Genomic DNA, 17,508 nt, shown 5'->3' with positions numbered 1-17,508 from the left:
AAAGAAGATGAAAAACATTACAAAATTAACTACCACAGCATTACTAGGAGCATTGGCGTTAGGCGTGGTTGCCCCAGTCGCAAATGCAGCCCCAGAAGAAGTTACGGGAAAAGGTGTGATTCGCTTTGACCAAAGTAATCCAGAAATTCCTGAAGTAACACCACCAGGAAAAGATGAACCTGAAATTGATGAACCCGAAATTAACCCAGATAAAGGGCCATTAATGATTGTATCGGTAACGGATTTAGACTTTGACACGCATTCAATTCCAGTCGGGAATGCGGATCGCGAATATTTAGCGAAACCTTTTACAACCAAAGCAACAGGTACAGAAGATGATGTAACAATGGCGCATTTTGTTCGCTATATGGATATTCGGGCAGACGGTCAACAAAATCATCATAGTATTATGGCGCAACTGACATCACCATTTACACACGAAACAAATGCGAGTAGTACATTAGAGGGTGCCTCGATTCTTTATAACGATATTTCTATTCTGCCAGTAACACCAACACCAACCGCACAAGTTCCTCAAACTGGAGTTAAAACGAGTGTTGAAATTTCAGATGAGCCGGTTGAAATAGTAAACAACAATCAAGATGCAGATGGCGGTCGTGGTCTATTTGATTTAGTTTTTGGTTACGATGAAAATGATAATTATGATAATTACGATAGCGTATCCTTAAAAGTACCGGCTGCAGTAAATATGCAAGAAGGTGAATATACCGGTGAGGTTACGTGGACAATTGGTGATGCACGATAATTTGTAAGACATAGTTTTACCATTCAGACGGCTGCGGTGTGTGGTCATTTTCAAGTAGCCGTCTGATTTAATGACTAAAGGGGTGTGTACCATGAATAAAAAGGCCTGGTTGGGAATAATCTTAGTCTACATAACAGGATTATTTCTCGGAAATGCAACTATCAGTTACGCTGATGAGAGCGGTGAGGTGGAAGGTGGCTTCTCTTATGAAGTCATTCGACCGGAAAATCAAATAGATAAAGGTGTCGGCTATTTTGATTTGTTAATGAAACCAGAACAAAAACAGACAGTCAAAATAAAGTTGAACAATACAGGTGACAAAGAAATCACCATTTTGGTGGGAGCCTATGGTGGAAAAACCAACAGTGGTGGTGTGATTGAGTATAGTAATAATGCGATTGAAAATGACAAATCATTAAAATATCCTTTTGAATCGGTTGTAAAAGTACCAAAAGAAGTCAAACTGGCGGCTAATTCATCAGAAGATTTAAATATTGAAATTGCAATGCCTAAATCAGAATTTGAAGGCTATATTGCTGGTGGTATTTTATTACAAGAAAAAGATGCGGAAGGGGCAAAATCCCAAAGCCAACAAGGAATGGTAGTCAATAAGTTTGCCTATCTAACCGGCATGTTACTAAGTGAGAAGAAAACAGATAATATAAAACAAGAAATGAAATTAAATCGGGTTTATGCAACATCTAAAAATCATCGCAATGTGATCAATGTGAATTATTCCAATATCCAACCAGATTTTGTTGATGGTATGACGACAGATGTGCAGATTATGAAAGCAGATGCCGATGAAGTAGTATATGATGCGAAAAAATCGCAAATGCGCATGGCCCCAAACTCGATGATTGATTTTCCGATTAGTTTAGAAGGTTCGGAAATGGTGCCGGGAGATTATCGAGCTAAAATTTTAGTAACAACGGAAGCAGGTGGCCGGTGGGAATGGGAGCAAAAATTCACCATTACCGATGAAGAAGCAGATAAATACAATGCACGCGATTTAACCTTGGTACAAGAACCAGGTCTGAACTGGCGTTTGATTTTACTAATTGTCGGCGGTCTATTACTGGTGTTGCTGCTTATTTATTTAATTGTCCGCAAAATGAATAAAGAGCGTCGTAAAAAAGAATTAATTGCCAAAAAATTAGCAGCGAAAAAGAAAAAAGAATAGGGGGAGGTAGTGATGGAACTACTTGATTGGCTTTTTGTCATCCTCTTATCACTGGCTATTTTCGCGGTAATTTTCTTAGTTATTTCACTAGTTGGCTGGACTGTAGGTAGTCAAAAGTTAAGTAAAGTTAGTGCACTAAAGCCCAACAAAAAACAGCGACGTGCTTGGCTAGAGTATCGACTGGAATTGACGAATCAAATTAGTAAAAAAAGAAATCACGCGCTTTTTGCGGTGATCTTTGCAGCAGTTTTTGCTGGTGGAAGCTTTTATATTCAGTATCACCAATCTACCAGTTTGACCGCCAAAGACTCAGAAAATGTAGTGCAAGGCTATTTTATCTTGCAAGAATTGGAAAAACAATTAACCGAACTTCCTAATAGTAGCAATGAAAAAAAGACGCAAGCGACTATTTATGAACTGTCTTCGCGTTTGGTTAGTTATGGCTCAAATGTTCCCGAACCAAGATTAGGAAAAGAAGAAAAATTGGTCTTAAAACAACTCTACACCCGCATGAAACAATTAGGAATTAATTTAGCTGGACTTTCCATTACCCAGCTAAAAACAGAAGATGTCAATACCGGTTATTTAAATGATATAAAAAGAACGCAATTAGCCCAGGAAAAAGTTTTTGAGCACTTCAAGGTCAATAAAACTGCCCTCCAACAAGAATAGGAGGGCTAATGATGAAAAAGAAATTAACGCCCTATCAACTTAGTATCCTAGCTCGTCATATTGAGCAAAAAAGGCGTCAGCAAATTTGGCGGGATAGTCTGATTACAATCCTGATTTTTAGTCTATTGGTAATCGGTACTTTCTTAGCATTCTTTCGTGTTTGGCAAGTTGAAGATTTTAGCATGTTGCCTAATTTGCAAGCAGGGGATCATTTACTTTTAGCCAAACATAAAGAGATTACGCGCTTTGATTTAATCGCGTTTGACATCCCTGGGCAAAACAAACAAGCAATTCGGCGAGTAGTTGGTTTACCGGGAGAAGATATTCGTTATTACGACGATATTTTATACGTGGGAAGTCGCGAAATACCTGAACGCTTCTTAAGTGAGGAGTTATTAGCAGCTAAAGAACAAGATTATCAATTGACGCAAAATTTTACGTTGCAGGATATTCGTGGAACAAAAAAGCAACGAATTCCTGAAAATCATTATTTGGTTTTGGCAGATAACCGTAGTTTTGGTATGGATAGTCGTGACTATGGTCTGATTGCCAAAGAAAATATTTTAGGCGTTGCCAGTGGAATAATTTTTCCTATTTCCGCATATGGTATGATGCAGTTTAGGAGTTGAAGGTGATGGCAGAAATAAAGAAAAAGCAGCAAAAATCACAAATTACATCGCCTACAATGACTCAAAAAAGAAAGCGTAAAAAGTTGTCACAAGCTCAAATCGCCCTTATTTTACGTCACCGTCGAAAGCAACGATTACAAAAGTATTGGGATTACTTTTTATTATTTGTAGCGATTGCATTTTGTATTTTCTTTTTGACCAACTACAAAGCCCATCAAATTGTTGGCAATTCTATGCTGCCAACCTTAGCAAACGGCGATCGTATTCTAATAAAAAAAACACAAAATATTCAACGTTTTGATATCGTTACCTTTCGTCCGGATGAAAAGAATACAGAAGAAACTTATATTAAACGGGTCATCGCAATGCCAGGTGATAAATTTGTAATTCAAGGAACGAATATGTATTTATTTTTCCAAAAAAGTATTGTAGAAGATTTTGAAGCTATGCGCTATACCAGTAATTTACCGGACAGTACGGAAGTTTTGCAGTTGGATAAAAAAGTGGCAGATAACTTACGTAATAAAACCCAAATTCCGAAAGACTATTATTTGGTTTTAGGAGATAATCGTAAAAATTCGGCAGATAGCCGCGTCTTAGGTCTTATCCCCAAAAATAATCTTGAAGGGGTAATGAAATTTCGCTTTTATCCACTCAATAAAATAGAAATAGTCCACTAATTTAATCAAAAAAATAAGACGAGTTAGTCTGACTGTACTTGCTAAAAGAAGATGGATTTTAGCAAGCTAACACAGTAGCCTATTTCGTCTTTTTTGATTGCAAAAATTTACTTTTAGAGTTGAGATCAGGGTCGCAAAAAGGGTGAAACTAAAAATAAATTAATTTTGGCTTTGATAAAACGTTTTTGTTGCCATTTTGTAATTTTTCATCAAGTTATGATGGGCTTTTTTGGAAATTTTGGCTTTAGGAACGACTAAATCAAAAGCGTGAAATACGCCTTGATAGACGTCTAGCTGCGCTTTTATACCGGCTTTTTGCAACTGCTCGATATAATTTTTGGTCTCATCATAAAAAGGTTCTTCGCGGCCTACAAAAGAATAAGTCGGCGGTAATCCTGCGTAGGTGTTAAGACGGGCTGGCGCAGCGTAAACAGAAACATCATCTGTTTTAAAAGCTGTACCTAGATAGAGTTTCCAGGCAGTTTTATTGGAGGTGATATTCCACAAAGGCCCATTATTATCTTGCATTGAAGGTGTTTGCATCCGGTCATCTAACATTGGATAAAGTGGTATCTGATAGGCAATGTTTACTTCACCTTTATCTTTGGCATAAGCCGAAAGACAACACGTCAGACCTCCGCCTGCACTTTCGCCACCAATAAATAATTGGTTTTCATTGATACCAAGCGTTTTTGCGTTGTTTTTCATCCATAAAAGGCTAGCATAAGCATCTTCTAAAGCCGCAGGAAAAGGTGCTTCAATAGATAGACGATAGTCTGGCGCAATTACGATTGTCTCACTTGTATGAATAAATTCTTCGATTGTTCCTGTTTCTTGTTCTGGCAAGCCATTGGCATAGCCACCGCCATGGAGCCAAAGTAGCCCGGTGATTGGCTTTGTTGTCGTGGGGTTTTTAGGGCCGTAAATACAAAGACGAATCTTATTGCCGGCGTTTCCTTTAATCCATTCTTCACGATAAAAAATGTCGTCACTTTTGGGTCTTTTTTTGGCATAAAGTTTTTTATAAAGCCATTGGACTTTTTTGAAAGTTTTGGGTGATTTTACTTGTGTGATAGGCTGCAAAAGGCCACCTACGACACGTAGTTGCTTATCTAAATGACTCAATTTGAATTTCATCTGCTACGCTCCTTTTTCTACAGTGTACCATTAATAAAAGGCGAGAAAAAATTGTTTGATTTTATTTATCTAGATAGAGATAAAAGAACTTAATTTAACGAAATAATTAGTAACTAAGATATTTAGGCGGACTCTTTTTAAAGAGGTTTATATTGGAAATAAATTCGAAATAAAATTGAATCAATCATACTTGTGCGGTTTTGATGAATTTTAAATTCTATTTTTTGTTCGTTATTTTAACCGTTTTTTTTACATGTTTTTCTAAGTTTTAGTCTTAAAGCTAGCAAAAATTAATTTGTCAAAAAGTTTGAATTATGGCGGTAATAACCCACTTCTTGGGATCGTTTTCTTGCCAAAATGGTAATTACTTGAAAGATCGATTTTAGAATTATATACTCGCAAAAAAGGGGGGATTAGCATGAAAAGAAAGGTTCAAAGGTTGGGTAAGTTTCTTTTTGCGGCAATGTTGGTTTTACCAATTTTATTGCCTGTTATTTTTTCTGGATCAGTACTGGCTGCAGATCAAAAATTGGCGTTAACATTTCAGCCACAGCCGACACAAGTTACAGATCAAGGTGAATTATTGGTAACAACTGCAAATCCTGATAATTTAATGGTTACGGTGACGCCAGATACAGGATTGCAATTGACTAAAAAGAACGTGATGGCTGGTATTGTTACATATCATTACAAGGTAGATGCGGTCGGGAAATACACGATTAGCGCCAAACAAGGTACAAATCAAAATGATGTAGAGTCTGTGACGGTTGATATTGCAGCAAAAAATACTACGACAACTAAAGATATACCAGCGACGGCTACCAGCGGAGCGCAAACGAGTACACAAACTGCGCAAAATCAAACTGCCACCAGCAGTAAAGAAAGTACAAGTGTCAGTGAAAGTACACGTACACCACAAACAAAGCAAATAACTAATCAAAGTACGTCTCAAACAACACAAGAAAAAGCAACAAGTAAAGCGGTAAAAGGAGCAACTGTCCCAGAATTACCAGCAGAAGATGAAGATAAGTTAGGAAATCTTTGGGATTACAATGCTTATTTAACCGGACAACATTCGGCAAATATGGCGGATACTGAAGGCGCATTAGCGGTAAAAGGCGATAGCGTTTTTCCTGATGATTTGCAAACATTTACTTATGGTGCTTCATTTCGGGAAGTGAACACGACAATTGGAGACCCGATTCGACCAGATCAGTACGTCAATGTCTTGATTGGGGGTAAAATTGATAATCGCGCCAAAAATGATTGGGTAAAACCAGTCGTCGAAAATCGGACGAATGATGAGAAAACGCAAGGCTGGCTAGTGGGCCGGATGAATATGAACGATTGGATTTATAAAAATTTAGGGGAATGGTTTTCAGCTATTGCTTACAAAACGAGTGACAGTGTCATTGATAGTGCGTTTGCTAAACTGCAAGCACAACAAGACCAGTTAACTGAAAAATTAACGCAAGTGACAACTAATTTAGGGGAAACCGTTTATGAAGGGGACAATTTTAACTTAGTCACTTCAAAAAGTGACGCCCAAGTATTGATTTTAAAACCAACGAGTACCCAAGATTCTTTAGAGCTTAAAACACTTTCTATTCCCGCAGAATATCTCCAAGGGAATCGTTACAAACAAATTATTGTCAGTTCCGCAGCTACAAAAGTTGTGATGAATGGAACCAGTATTGCTGGTGCTGTTCAACAAGATGTGGGGACGTATAGTCAATTAGCCAGTAAAGTTGCCTTTTATTTTCCCAATGCGCAAAGCATTACAAATTATTTAGAAGATGACGGTTCTTATCCTGACACATCACACCCTGGTATTGCAGAAGATGGGTCGGATAACTACGGTAAAGATAATGGCAAAAATTATTACCATAGTTTTACCATTGGGAGTATGATCGCTCCTAATGCGACGATAGTTTATCACTCAGGTAGTATTAACGGTTACGTTTTTGCCAAAAATTTACATCAACGTGACGGCATGGAGATCCATAACTTCTATAATCCGTGGTTACCAGAGATTGAACAAGAACAAGACGGGGAAGTGCAGTTGCACAAAGAAGATGCCGCTAATAAAACAGCTCTTGCTGGAGCTGAATTTGGTATTCGTAAAAAAGGGGACACCGATTTTATCGCGGTGAAAGCAACAGATGAAGCCGGCGATTTAAGCTTTAATAATTTGGCCTATGGTGAATATGAAGTAGTAGAAACAAAAGCCCCCGCAGGTTATCAATTATCTACAACTGTTCATGCAGTGACGATTAATGAAGAAAAAACAACAATTCAACTGACCTTAGAAAACAAAAAAGAACTGATGATGAAAGTTGGCCTTGAGATTCATAAATTTGATTCTGAAAATCAGGCATCCTTATCTGGTGCAGTCTTTGGTTTAAGAGGATTGCGGGAACATGATTTTATCAAAGAAGAAACAGATGCAAATGGTAATGCTGAATTTGGTGATCTTCTACCTGGTTTTTATGAACTTGTTGAATTAACTTCACCAGAAGGTTATGAAATTGCGCCACAAACGCAAATTGTTTATGTGGATGGTCAAGAGCAAAAGAAAGTGATTAACTTTGAAAATAAAGCTAAAGTAGCAAAAAAAGGGAGCATTCAACTGAAAAAAATTGATGCCACGACAGGAGAAGCCTTAGCTGGCGTTGAGTTTGGGGTGCGGGAATTAGGACAACGAGATTTTATCACCAAAAAGACGGATAGTCAGGGTGTAGTCCAATTTACCGATCTAAAAGCAGGCGCATTTTATACGGTAGCTGAATTAAAAGCTATTCCGGGCTATGAATTGACACCCCGACCATTAATTGTAAAAGTCAGTGAAAAAGGACAAGATGTCAATATTGGCAACTGGACCAACCAAAAAGAAGTCTTCAAGACAGGTTCTTTACAAATTAAGAAAACCGATCAAGATACTGGTGCAGCACTCCCAGGGGCAATTTTTGGGGTACGCGCATTAGGTCAAAGAGAATATAATGAAAAAGAAACAGATGCTAACGGTATGGTACGTTTTGATGATTTAGCCCAAGGCGTTTATGAAGTGCGGGAATTAAAAGCCCCCCTTGGCTATGGAAGTACCAATCTGGTTAAAAAAGTTAGCGTCGGTTATGATGAAGAAAATTTGCTGACGGTTGAAAAGTGGACAAATGTGAAGACCGCAGTCCAACTTGGTAGTGGTAAAATCATTAAAACAGATGAAAGTGGCACACCACTCGCAGGGGCAGAATTTGCCATTCGTAACGATCATGAAAGAGAGTTTAGTCATAAGGCCACCACAAATGAACAAGGGGAAGCTTATTTTGACAATCTACCCTTTGGCAAATATGACGTAATTGAAACAAAAGCGCCCGCTGGCTATCAACTTGATGGAAAAATGTATCATCTCTTTGTCGGTAACGCCGAAACAGATGAAGAGACGCTAACGATTACAAACCAAAAGAAAACTACTACTACAGGCCAAGTTGCCCTTGAAAAAAGAGATACGAGTGACATGGTAATGAGTGGCGTTGTTTTCAGTTTGGAAAAAGCGGATGGTACGGCATTGGGTACTTATACGACAGATGAAAATGGCCGTATTTTTGTCAAAGATTTACCTTTTGGAGATTATCAATTTGTCGAACAAAAAACTTTGCCAGGCTATGTTCTTGATCAAACACCGTTAACTTTTAGTTTGACCCAAGAAAATGAGACACAAGTCCTGTTGTTAAATATGGTGAATGAAAAGGAAACACCAACAGAATCGACAACAGAGTCGACAACAGAGTCGACAACAGAGTCGACAACAGAGTCGACAACAGAGTCGACAACAGATTCAACGACTGAATCGACAACAGACTCAACGACAAGTACAACAGATAGCACGNGTCGACAACAGAGTCGACAACAGATTCAACGACTGAATCGACAACAGACTCAACGACAAGTACAACAGATAGCACGACAACAACAGATTCCACGACAAGCACGACAGATAGCACGACAACAACAGACTCAACGACAAGCACGACAGATAGCACAACAACAACAGATTCCACGACAAGCACGACAGATAGCACAACAACAACAGATTCAACGACAAGCACGACAGATAGCACAACGACAACAGACTCAACGACAAGTACGACAGATAGCACAACAACAGATTCAACGACAAGTACGACAGATAGCACAACGACAACAGATTCAACGACAAGTACGACAAATTCTACGCCAGGGAAGTCTGATGCAACCACCAATAGACCCACCAGCTCAACTAATACCCATTATCCTAAAACAGGAGATCAGCCAAACTGGTATTTGGTGATTGGTGGAACGGGGCTATTAGCTGGAGTAGCTTATCTGTTTTATCGAAAAAATAAATAATGACTAGGCAAAATTAAATTCTAAAAACCGCATCCAAAAGTGCTCTTTAAAGCGGACTTTTGGTGCGGTTTTTATTAGGAAGAAATTGTATGATTTTTAGAAGGAATCAAGCCAGTACAGCCATTTTTTTGTTTATTAGCCTACTAAAAAATATGTCAAAAAATTCAATTGAGTGATTTTAGTATGCGCTTTGCTATCTTTCTTTAAAGAAATGTTTAAATGAAGAAGGGAAGTTGATGAAGCCAAGAGTAGGTATCAAATTTAATTTTAGTAATGTTGACAGATAGGTATTTAGATGGAATAATTAAATACTATAATAGTTAGAAGAAGGAGCTGTCTTGTTTGTCGGAAATTCTGTAAAGATTTAATAAAAAAACAAATGTCTAAAACACTAGATGTTTTTTTGTTATGCCTTGCAGAAATGTATTTATGCCGACGTCTTCTTTGCATAGATATGATATTTTTTAGCATGGCTTAGTGTCATGCTTTTTTTGCTGCTTGGTAAATTCAATTGAAATTTGGAGGAAAAAATGAGCAGTATGAATGAAATAAATATTTTAGCAAAACGTTACACAATGCGCTCTTTAATTTTATTTACGCTACCAACTATGTCAATGATGTTATTTAATGCGATCTATACAGGTTTAGATGCTGTATTTATAGCACGATTTGTGAATACAACCGCACTATCTGCGATAAATATTGTTTTGCCACTAACAAGTTTAATGTGGGGATTAGGAACGATGTTTGCTACTGGGGGTAGTGCTTTGATAGCTAAAAAAATGGGGGAAGGAAAATCTGATGAAGCCCGTCAGAATTTTTCAGCTTTAATTTTAATTGCAACTATTTTGGGAATTATTATTACCATGGGTGTCCTTTTTTACTTGGAAGAAACTGTTTTGTTGTTGGGAGCTAATCAACAAGTTTTGCATTATGGAATGGACTACCTTGGAATTTTGATTTTATTTGCTCCTATGGTGCTGATTCAAGTGCTATTTCAAAACCTTTTCGTGACAGCTGGAAAGCCAGGTTTTGGCTTATTTGTAATGATTGGTGCGGGATTGATGAATATTATCATGGATTATTTTTTTATTGCGATAGTCAATCTAGGAGTTTTAGGTGCCGCCTTGGGAACGGGAATTGGTTATTTAATTTCTGCTTTGGCGGGAATTATTTTTTTCTTCATTTCAAAAGGCGAACTACATTTTACCAAGCCTAAAATACAGGTTAAAGAATTTTTCTTTTGTTGCTATAATGGCGTATCCGAGCTAATTACACAGATGGCAATTGCGATTACCATTTTCATTATGAATAGAACCTTGATTGAATTTGCCGGCGGAGAAGGTGTAGCAGCAAATACTATTATCGGAAATACCCAGTATCTTTTTACAACATTGTTTTTAGGTTTTTCAATGGGAGTGGCACCGATTTTAAGTTATCAGTATGGTGCAAAAAATAAAAAAGAACTTCAGCGTCTTATGCGCCTTTGTTTTAAGTATATCTTTACAATCTCAATTTTTATTTTTTTCATTTGTTTTATAGGAGCGCCATTAATAACGAGTTTATATGCTCCTGCAGAAACGGAAGCATATAAAATAGCTTTAAATGGTTTTAAGTTGTTTTCATTTAGCTTTCTTTTCAGTGGGATTGGTGTCTTTACAACAGCATTTTTTACAGCTTTATCTAATGGCAAATTATCTGCGATACTATCTTTTTTAAGGACGTTTGTATTTTTGGTAATTTGTCTGTTATTATTGCCTCGCATCTTTGGCTTAGCGGGTGTGTGGACTGCAACGCCTCTGGCTGATTTAGCTGGTGCAATTGTATCTTTGGTAATGTTATCTCGATATAAAACAAAAAAGCTATTTGACTAAGAAATAACGTGATAAGTTGTGCTGTAATTTAGCTGTAGATTTTAAGCTTAATTTTACTTCCTAATGGATAATAAAATTTCCAATTTGAACCGTATCCAAAAGTGCTCTTTAAAGCGTGCTGTTTGGTGCGGTTTTTCCTTTTTTAGTCCTTGTTGCACCATTTGAAACTGGATTAGTTTTTACTCGCATTTTAAAGGGGCGGAGGAAATTGGTTTTGATGATAAGATAATTCGTAACTGAAGTTGTGGGAAAATATTATGTGCGAGAAATTTTAGTTTATAATAAAGAGTGAGAAGTAATGGCAAGGAGGCCTTTTTTGTGAATGGACAAAAGCGCATATTAATGATTTTTTTGCAATTGTTGCGTGGTAGAAAAATTACGAAAAGAGAATTAATGGCAACATTTGACAAAAAAGAATCCACGATTCAGCGGGATATGGCGATTATTGATGAAGTTCTTTTAGAAGAAATAGAAGGAAAAACAATGCGTGAAACGGTTTTTGTGGCTCGTGATGGTAAAGGAAATTATCAATTAAAAGATTACGGGAATTTATTTGATTTAGAAAAATTTTCAGATGAAGAGTTACTTGTTTTGCTAAAAATTCTTTATGGCAGCCGCGTATTTAATGCCCATGAGTTAAAACAAATGCACGAAAAGTTACTTTCTATGGCCCAACAACCCGAAATATTGCAAAATTTCTTACGTAATGAAGAATTTTATTATGAAGGTGTAGCCAAAAATAACTTATTAGATCAAATTCAGCTAATTTGGGAAGCGATTCAAGAAAATCGATTGGTAGAGTTTACTTATACAAAAAACGGGGTTACCAAAACGTTGAAACGTCTACCAGAAGCGATACATTTTTCAGATATGTATTTTTATATGATTTCAGATAATCATTATGGTAAAGACAATGCAAATTTAACTGAGATGAATAAGTTTCGCATTAACAACATGGAAAACTTGCAAAAGTTAGCGGAGTATTTACCCCACAAAGCATACAAAGAACGTTATGAAGGGGGCGTGTTACGCAATCAGACCGGTAAATTTTCATATTTTGGTCAGCCAATTACCATGGTAGTGGAATTTTATTTTGATCCAGTTTATGTCTTGGATCGCTTTCCCAATTCTAAAATTATTCGACAAGAAGATAATGTCTACACCATTGAAATGCAAGTTAATGATGGTTATGGAATGAAAATGTGGTTATTGAGCCAAGGAGATATGATTAAAGTGCTCTCGCCTGCATCCATGCGGGATTATACTGTTAATGAGATGATTGGTGCTTTAGAAAGTTATGGTTTTGAAGTATATAAAGATGGTGAGCAAAAACATGTGCAAGATCTGGATAGTAATTGATCCTTTATAAAAATGGGGAAGTATGAAGCGTGTTGGTTTGATTTTTTTAAGTGATATATAGAAGTAAAAGGCAAGTGTATAAAGTAAGTAAATTTATAGGCAATGTTAAAGCCAGTGGTTTTTTCAACCCCTTACAGGTATATGGAAAAAATACTTAGATGTAACAAACTGCACTCTAAGTGTTGAAAATCGAGGATAGATTTTGTTTACTCCAAAAATGTGACTATTTTTAGTAACGTAAAACCCGCTATTAGCAAACGCTTTTTATGCGTATGTTTATAGCGGGTTATTTTAAAGATAAAGTGATTATATGCTTCACAATGATTTAGGCATTGTGTTTTTCTTTAGTTAAGCATTATAAACGAACGGGCTCTCTAGGATAGTAAGTTGCTGAAATTTTTTAATTTCAGTTTACTACTTGAGAGCCAAAACAGTTCGTTATACTTTTTATGTGCTTATGAACTTTTTTTAGTTCATAACAAAAGTGATGCTATGATATTAAATAAATCTTTGGTGTATGGAAATTACTGCTAAGAATACATCTGATGACAAACTGTGCCATTTGCGCAATTTGACAGATGTTGTTTTCTTTGGTGAATTCCAGTTGCCAAAGAGTTATTAACACATGAATCGCGCACTTTGCAGAGAAAATTTTCCTTAGAGAAAGGTTTTATAATTCTCATCTCTTTTAGTATAACGCATTAGGTAGTCATTATATGACTGGCAAAAAACCATTTCTTTTTGAGAGGTGGCTTTTAGTGACAGATTAAAAATGTAGGCGAGAACGATTCAAAATGGGATGTTTCATTATCCAAGCGACAACTAAACAGGACAATATCTTATCAACTATGCTGTCAGTCACTGCTCCCCAATAAGCTGATGTAATCATTTTTTGTCCGTTGGCTTTTAAACTAATAATCAAAAAATCAGTAATAGAATTTGAAAAGCCACCGAACATGATTAAGCGAATCGGCGCACTAATCAGAGAACCAAGTAAGGTTAACAAGATGCCTGTAAAAAAGGCCCGTTTGTAGTCAAAGCCATTTTTTGCCATCAGATTTGTAATAATCGCAATCGCGATACTGACGAAAATAAAAGGTAAAAAAAGTGGTCCACTGACGATACTGATTACTAAACTGGTTACGATTGCGGTCAAAATGCCATAACGTATTTCAAAATTTGCCGCTACAAAAATGGTCCCAACTACATCAAAATAAAGAAAAGGGATACGGGCAGAGGCAATAATTGTTCCCAAAATAATATTAACGCACACAGCTAGTGCACAAATAGCAAAAATTTTAGTCGAACGGTTCATTATAATAGTCTCCTCTAAATAATTAAAACAAAAACCAGTCGAGATTATTCGACTGGTTCAGCACTCACAATTGAGATTTATTTCACCTGTATATTATTCCCACTCCACGTAAGTTACTTCGTAGAAACACTGTTATATCAGCATTCTTTGAACAAACATCACATTTAGGTAGGGAAATGGTAGGGTTAGATTTTTACTGCTTGATTTCCGTTAAAGTTTGTTAAATTAGATTTTGTTGCGTAAATAAATTTGATATTTCCTGTCATTTGTTCAGCAATTCCTTCATCATTACGGCTCCATAGATGAGCATAGTGCTTCAAAGTAATCTCAGGACTAGAATGCCCTAGCCGTTGGGAGACGACTAAAATATCTGCATTGAACTCATTGATTAAGTAACTAACGTGAGAATGTCGTAATCCCTTTCCTTGAATTATCGGAACTTTAGCTAATTTGGCATAGCGCTGAATAATTCGCTGAACAGTTGAACGATAGAGCGGGAGATCGGTGTAGCTAAGAATAAATTGTTCTACACCATGATTCTTTTGAACAACTTTCCACTCTTTTAACACTTCAATTGTATCATCGTCCAAAGAAATGATTCGCAGACCGCTTTCAGTTTTTGTGTAGGGTTTTCGAATAAAATCTTTTTGATTTGTCATTTCCAAGGTGTGATGAACTCTCAACTTTTTACGTTTAAAGTCCACGTCATTCCAATTAAGTGCTAATCCTTCGCTCACACGAACACCAGTCATGTAATATAGCCATATCATTACAAAACACATATGTTCATAGAAATCATCTTTATAGATTTTTGCCAAAACATCTTCAAATTCTTCTTTTGTCCAGTAGGGAACGATTGATTTTCCTTTTGGAATTGCTTTTGTTCTTTTGGAAATATTCTCATTCAGAAATTGCAGGGTGACCGCATAGTCTAATGATTTGCGAAACATACCATACATAAGTGAACTGTAAGCTTGCGAGTATCCGCTATCGTTTAATAACCAAATTCGATAATTTTCGCAATCTCGCACATTGATTTCACGAAGCTTCTTATCAGCAAAAAATTCAGTAATCTGAACTAATCCACACTCACGAGAACTCCAGGTACTTTTTTGTACACTAGCTTTGTAGTGTGGAACGTAAGACTGCTCCATAAATTCTTTGTAAGTTAAATCATAATTCGCAAATCCATTTACAACCATGTATTCATTTTTGATACGCATGACTTCTTTGTGTGCTTCACGAGCGGATGAAAATCGTTTGCCTAGAGAATCTTTTGTTCCTTTCTTCTGAATTCTCTTTCCGGTTACTTGATCTGTTCCTAATTCAACCAGATAGGAAAAGCGACCATTTTTATCTTGATACACACAAGGGTATTTTGTTTTCATAGTTATTCCTCCTGTGAAAGAGGAACACCTATAATTTCTTCAATTACTTGTCGAGGTACAACCCCAACTCTTTTATTATTATAATATGGATATCCCTGATTTACCATTCTTGTTTTTGCTTGGCGGATTATTGTGGCAGCTTGATGTGCTTTAAATCCTAAAGCTTCTAAATCTTTTCGACAAATTGTATTCTTCATTTTATAAACTCACTTTCAAAGAAAACACTAGCATTGAGTAATAGTGTTACTTTCTTATTTTTGTATAATGAACGGTACTTTCTTGAAAATCCATCACTTGTTCAGGACTTCCAAACTCATTTAAAGCATTGTAAAAATATGGGCGTCTAATGATATATTCGTTTGTATAGAGCACATCTTGGTTCGTGGAATCATAGGGTTTCTTTACCATCTTTTTAGTGACAATTGGTAGTTTGAGATTCCGTGACTTGAAAAAAGCTTTTTTCTTATGCTCTTTCAATTCCAGCTCTTTATCGAAATATTTGCTGATATAGCGCCCACGATTTTCGATGCTATCCACATCGATCTTGTTGATCCTAACGAAACCCTGACCCCAAATCGTGGTTAAGCGATCAAAGGAGATAAAGGGAAAGTCAAACAAGATAATATGGTAGTGGATCGCACCGCGTTGTTGCTTTTCCCACGTGGCGAGATATTTCAAATTTGCTTTTTTAGTTTTATAGAGGTCGTAATTCAGTCGTTTGATAAATTTTTTGAATTCATTATTCGCATACTCAATGTCTTGAATGTTTTCTTTGAAAGTGAGCGTTAAAAATTTTGTTTGATTGTCAAAATTCGTGTCTACAAGGCGGGCAATTTCAAATCGCATATTTTGATAATGTTTCTGTTTGCGTTTTAAACTGTCATATTGTCCTTGAGCGGATAGTTCATCATAGTTTTTTCTTTTTTCAAGAGTAGTGTCATCTTCATAAAGCCAAGCTAATTGTTGTTTTCGTTCAGGATTCATTTCGTTTTCGATCGTTTTACGTTTGGGAGTAATGATTGCTTCATAATCATAAATTTCAATATACGTGGGAGTTTCAATGATTTTTTGATTATAAGCCTGCAAAAATCATCACTCCTTGTTGCGTATTCAATTGTCAAAGAGCAGTCAGTTTTCTCCTGATGTTGTTCTATAAATCAAGTTAAGGGGAAGAAAGTCTTCGACTTTCTTCCAGATCCTTCGTCCATCGTGTGGTTACTTTCGAGCGGAAAGCGGCTTGAGCTTTTAGGCTCTACCGCTTCCGTCGAAACCACCCGCCGGAGGATTGATCTAGAGAAGTGAATTTTTCTTCTAAAGTTGCAAGCTGTCTTAGCATTGCTCGATAGTGGTTTTCCAGTATCTCAATTTTTTTAGCTTGTGATTGAATTAATTCTGTATTGCTTGATAACTCTGCGTCTACTTTTTCAAATATAATAGGCATTAGTTCACTATGCTTCAAGCCGTCTATAATATATTTGTCAGAAAAAATTTTCATTAAAGATTGATTTCTTCCTAGTGATGGAATTAAGTGGACTACTTCTTGAAATTTTTTAATCTCTTCACTAGTAAACATTCTTGTTTTACGGTGGGAAGTAGTTTGTCCTCTTTTTGAATAAACATTAAATGGAATATAATCGTAATGAAATTCATAGTCACATTCTTTTTGGATAAGATTTGCCCATTTGTTTAAAGTAGAAATCGAGTTTAGCCCTGTTACTTGTTCGAGAACTTCGTGAGCAGTAAAGTATTTGTTCATTTGCTTTGAATGAGTGTAGCTTTAGAAGCAGTTGCGGATAAACCATAACTAACAAATTGCCCGTTAGCTCTTCCCCATGGAGCGATTAGTAAGTTGTCAAATCGAACAACCGCTAGTCCTTGCTTTTCAAGCTCTTCTTTTGAAATTACGGGAAATTCAGACTTCACTTTAATACTAATTTTTTCAAACCGTAATTTTGGAAGAATGCACTCATATGTCCAGCCAATCTCTTCTCCATCCTTTTGCCAGTGAGTGACTTGAACTACTTGATACTCCGTTTCCAGTTTTTCTTTTGGTAAAGTTAAATCGTTAATTCTAATTGGCATATAAATCCCTCTTTCTTTTTAGTACATATTTTAGTAC

15 protein-coding genes and 1 pseudogene are annotated in these 17,508 nt (G+C 36.5%); 9 read left to right on the top strand and 7 right to left on the bottom strand.

Features of this window, described 5'->3' with window-relative positions; genetic code table 11:
- Nucleotides 1-7: 7 nt before the first annotated feature.
- The 5 genes from RU96_RS03065 to lepB (RU96_RS03045) all read left to right on the top strand — a co-directional run bounded on the left by RU96_RS03065 (nucleotide 8) and on the right by lepB (RU96_RS03045) (nucleotide 3,930).
- Nucleotides 8-766: a WxL domain-containing protein gene (locus RU96_RS03065; RefSeq protein ID WP_071864082.1), complete on the top strand. Its 759-nt coding sequence runs from the start codon at nucleotides 8-10 to the stop codon at nucleotides 764-766.
- Between the two features lie 91 nt (nucleotides 767-857).
- Entirely contained in the window at nucleotides 858-1,949 is a 1,092-nt protein-coding gene (locus tag RU96_RS03060) for a WxLIP family cell surface protein (RefSeq protein ID WP_071864081.1), read from the top strand.
- A gap of 12 nt (nucleotides 1,950-1,961) precedes the next feature.
- Entirely contained in the window at nucleotides 1,962-2,621 is a 660-nt protein-coding gene (locus RU96_RS03055) for a hypothetical protein (RefSeq protein ID WP_071864080.1), read from the top strand.
- An 11-nt stretch (nucleotides 2,622-2,632) separates the two neighbouring features.
- The gene (lepB, locus tag RU96_RS03050; protein WP_071864079.1) at nucleotides 2,633-3,250 is read left to right on the top strand and encodes a signal peptidase I; all 618 of its coding nucleotides are present in this window, start codon (nucleotides 2,633-2,635) and stop codon (nucleotides 3,248-3,250) included.
- Between the two features lie 5 nt (nucleotides 3,251-3,255).
- Entirely contained in the window at nucleotides 3,256-3,930 is a 675-nt protein-coding gene (lepB, locus tag RU96_RS03045; protein ID WP_071864078.1) for a signal peptidase I, read from the top strand.
- A 159-nt stretch (nucleotides 3,931-4,089) separates the two neighbouring features.
- Here lepB (RU96_RS03045) and RU96_RS03040 read toward each other — a convergent pair whose 3' ends face one another.
- Nucleotides 4,090-5,067, bottom strand: a complete 978-nt coding sequence (locus tag RU96_RS03040) for an alpha/beta hydrolase (RefSeq protein WP_071864077.1) — start codon at nucleotides 5,065-5,067, stop codon at nucleotides 4,090-4,092.
- Between the two features lie 418 nt (nucleotides 5,068-5,485).
- On the opposite strand from RU96_RS03040, the pseudogene RU96_RS13460 reads away from it, so the two are divergent.
- The 4 genes and pseudogenes from RU96_RS13460 to RU96_RS03020 all read left to right on the top strand — a co-directional run.
- Nucleotides 5,486-8,953 (top strand): annotated as a pseudogene (locus RU96_RS13460) (SpaA isopeptide-forming pilin-related protein); the annotation flags it as partial.
- 1 nt (nucleotide 8,954) lies between these two features.
- A partial coding sequence (locus RU96_RS13525; protein ID WP_143350944.1) for an LPXTG cell wall anchor domain-containing protein occupies nucleotides 8,955-9,453 on the top strand: 499 nt, incomplete at its 5' end.
- Nucleotides 9,454-9,983: 530 nt separating this feature from the next.
- On the top strand, nucleotides 9,984-11,327 hold the full coding sequence (locus RU96_RS03025; protein WP_084035448.1) for an MATE family efflux transporter: 1,344 nt from the start codon (nucleotides 9,984-9,986) through the stop codon (nucleotides 11,325-11,327).
- Nucleotides 11,328-11,645: 318 nt separating this feature from the next.
- Nucleotides 11,646-12,686, top strand: coding sequence for a helix-turn-helix transcriptional regulator (locus RU96_RS03020; protein ID WP_071864076.1), 1,041 nt, complete (start codon nucleotides 11,646-11,648; stop codon nucleotides 12,684-12,686).
- A 766-nt stretch (nucleotides 12,687-13,452) separates the two neighbouring features.
- Here RU96_RS03020 and RU96_RS03015 read toward each other — a convergent pair.
- The 6 genes from RU96_RS03015 to RU96_RS02990 all read right to left on the bottom strand — a co-directional run bounded on the left by RU96_RS03015 (nucleotide 13,453) and on the right by RU96_RS02990 (nucleotide 17,471).
- A complete protein-coding gene (locus RU96_RS03015; protein ID WP_071864075.1) occupies nucleotides 13,453-14,001 on the bottom strand; it encodes an ECF transporter S component in 549 nt (182 codons plus the stop codon).
- A gap of 185 nt (nucleotides 14,002-14,186) precedes the next feature.
- On the bottom strand, nucleotides 14,187-15,389 hold the full coding sequence (locus RU96_RS03010; protein ID WP_071864074.1) for a tyrosine-type recombinase/integrase: 1,203 nt from the start codon (nucleotides 15,387-15,389) through the stop codon (nucleotides 14,187-14,189).
- Nucleotides 15,390-15,391: 2 nt separating this feature from the next.
- Nucleotides 15,392-15,586, bottom strand: a complete 195-nt coding sequence (locus RU96_RS03005; protein ID WP_071864073.1) for a DUF3173 domain-containing protein — start codon at nucleotides 15,584-15,586, stop codon at nucleotides 15,392-15,394.
- A 46-nt stretch (nucleotides 15,587-15,632) separates the two neighbouring features.
- The gene (locus RU96_RS03000; protein WP_071864072.1) at nucleotides 15,633-16,475 is read right to left on the bottom strand and encodes a rolling circle replication-associated protein; all 843 of its coding nucleotides are present in this window, start codon (nucleotides 16,473-16,475) and stop codon (nucleotides 15,633-15,635) included.
- A gap of 166 nt (nucleotides 16,476-16,641) precedes the next feature.
- Nucleotides 16,642-17,145, bottom strand: coding sequence for a hypothetical protein (locus RU96_RS02995; RefSeq protein ID WP_071864071.1), 504 nt, complete (start codon nucleotides 17,143-17,145; stop codon nucleotides 16,642-16,644).
- On the bottom strand, nucleotides 17,142-17,471 hold the full coding sequence (locus RU96_RS02990) for a hypothetical protein (RefSeq protein ID WP_071864070.1): 330 nt from the start codon (nucleotides 17,469-17,471) through the stop codon (nucleotides 17,142-17,144). The genes RU96_RS02995 and RU96_RS02990 overlap by 4 nt, the downstream gene beginning before the upstream one ends.
- Between the last annotated feature and the right edge of the window lie 37 nt (nucleotides 17,472-17,508).

The organism is Enterococcus canintestini (assembly GCF_001885735.1).
Lineage (GTDB): Bacteria > Bacillota > Bacilli > Lactobacillales > Enterococcaceae > Enterococcus_C > Enterococcus_C canintestini.
Note: the sequence above shows the minus strand (reverse complement) of the source record. Positions and strands in the feature narration are given on the sequence as shown.

What these genes read in the sequence shown, in the direction of transcription:
- RU96_RS03065 (WP_071864082.1), top strand. Translation starts at nt 8, where the DNA reads ATGAAAAACATTACAAAATTAACTACCACAGCATTACTAGGAGCATTG.
- RU96_RS03060 (WP_071864081.1), top strand. Translation starts at nt 858, where the DNA reads ATGAATAAAAAGGCCTGGTTGGGAATAATCTTAGTCTACATAACAGGA.
- RU96_RS03055 (WP_071864080.1), top strand. Translation starts at nt 1,962, where the DNA reads ATGGAACTACTTGATTGGCTTTTTGTCATCCTCTTATCACTGGCTATT.
- lepB (WP_071864079.1), top strand. Translation starts at nt 2,633, where the DNA reads ATGAAAAAGAAATTAACGCCCTATCAACTTAGTATCCTAGCTCGTCAT.
- lepB (WP_071864078.1), top strand. Translation starts at nt 3,256, where the DNA reads ATGGCAGAAATAAAGAAAAAGCAGCAAAAATCACAAATTACATCGCCT.
- RU96_RS03040 (WP_071864077.1), bottom strand. Translation starts at nt 5,067, where the DNA reads ATGAAATTCAAATTGAGTCATTTAGATAAGCAACTACGTGTCGTAGGT.
- RU96_RS03025 (WP_084035448.1), top strand. Translation starts at nt 9,984, where the DNA reads ATGAGCAGTATGAATGAAATAAATATTTTAGCAAAACGTTACACAATG.
- RU96_RS03015 (WP_071864075.1), bottom strand. Translation starts at nt 14,001, where the DNA reads ATGAACCGTTCGACTAAAATTTTTGCTATTTGTGCACTAGCTGTGTGC.
- RU96_RS03010 (WP_071864074.1), bottom strand. Translation starts at nt 15,389, where the DNA reads ATGAAAACAAAATACCCTTGTGTGTATCAAGATAAAAATGGTCGCTTT.
- RU96_RS03005 (WP_071864073.1), bottom strand. Translation starts at nt 15,586, where the DNA reads ATGAAGAATACAATTTGTCGAAAAGATTTAGAAGCTTTAGGATTTAAA.
- RU96_RS02995 (WP_071864071.1), bottom strand. Translation starts at nt 17,145, where the DNA reads ATGAACAAATACTTTACTGCTCACGAAGTTCTCGAACAAGTAACAGGG.
- RU96_RS02990 (WP_071864070.1), bottom strand. Translation starts at nt 17,471, where the DNA reads ATGCCAATTAGAATTAACGATTTAACTTTACCAAAAGAAAAACTGGAA.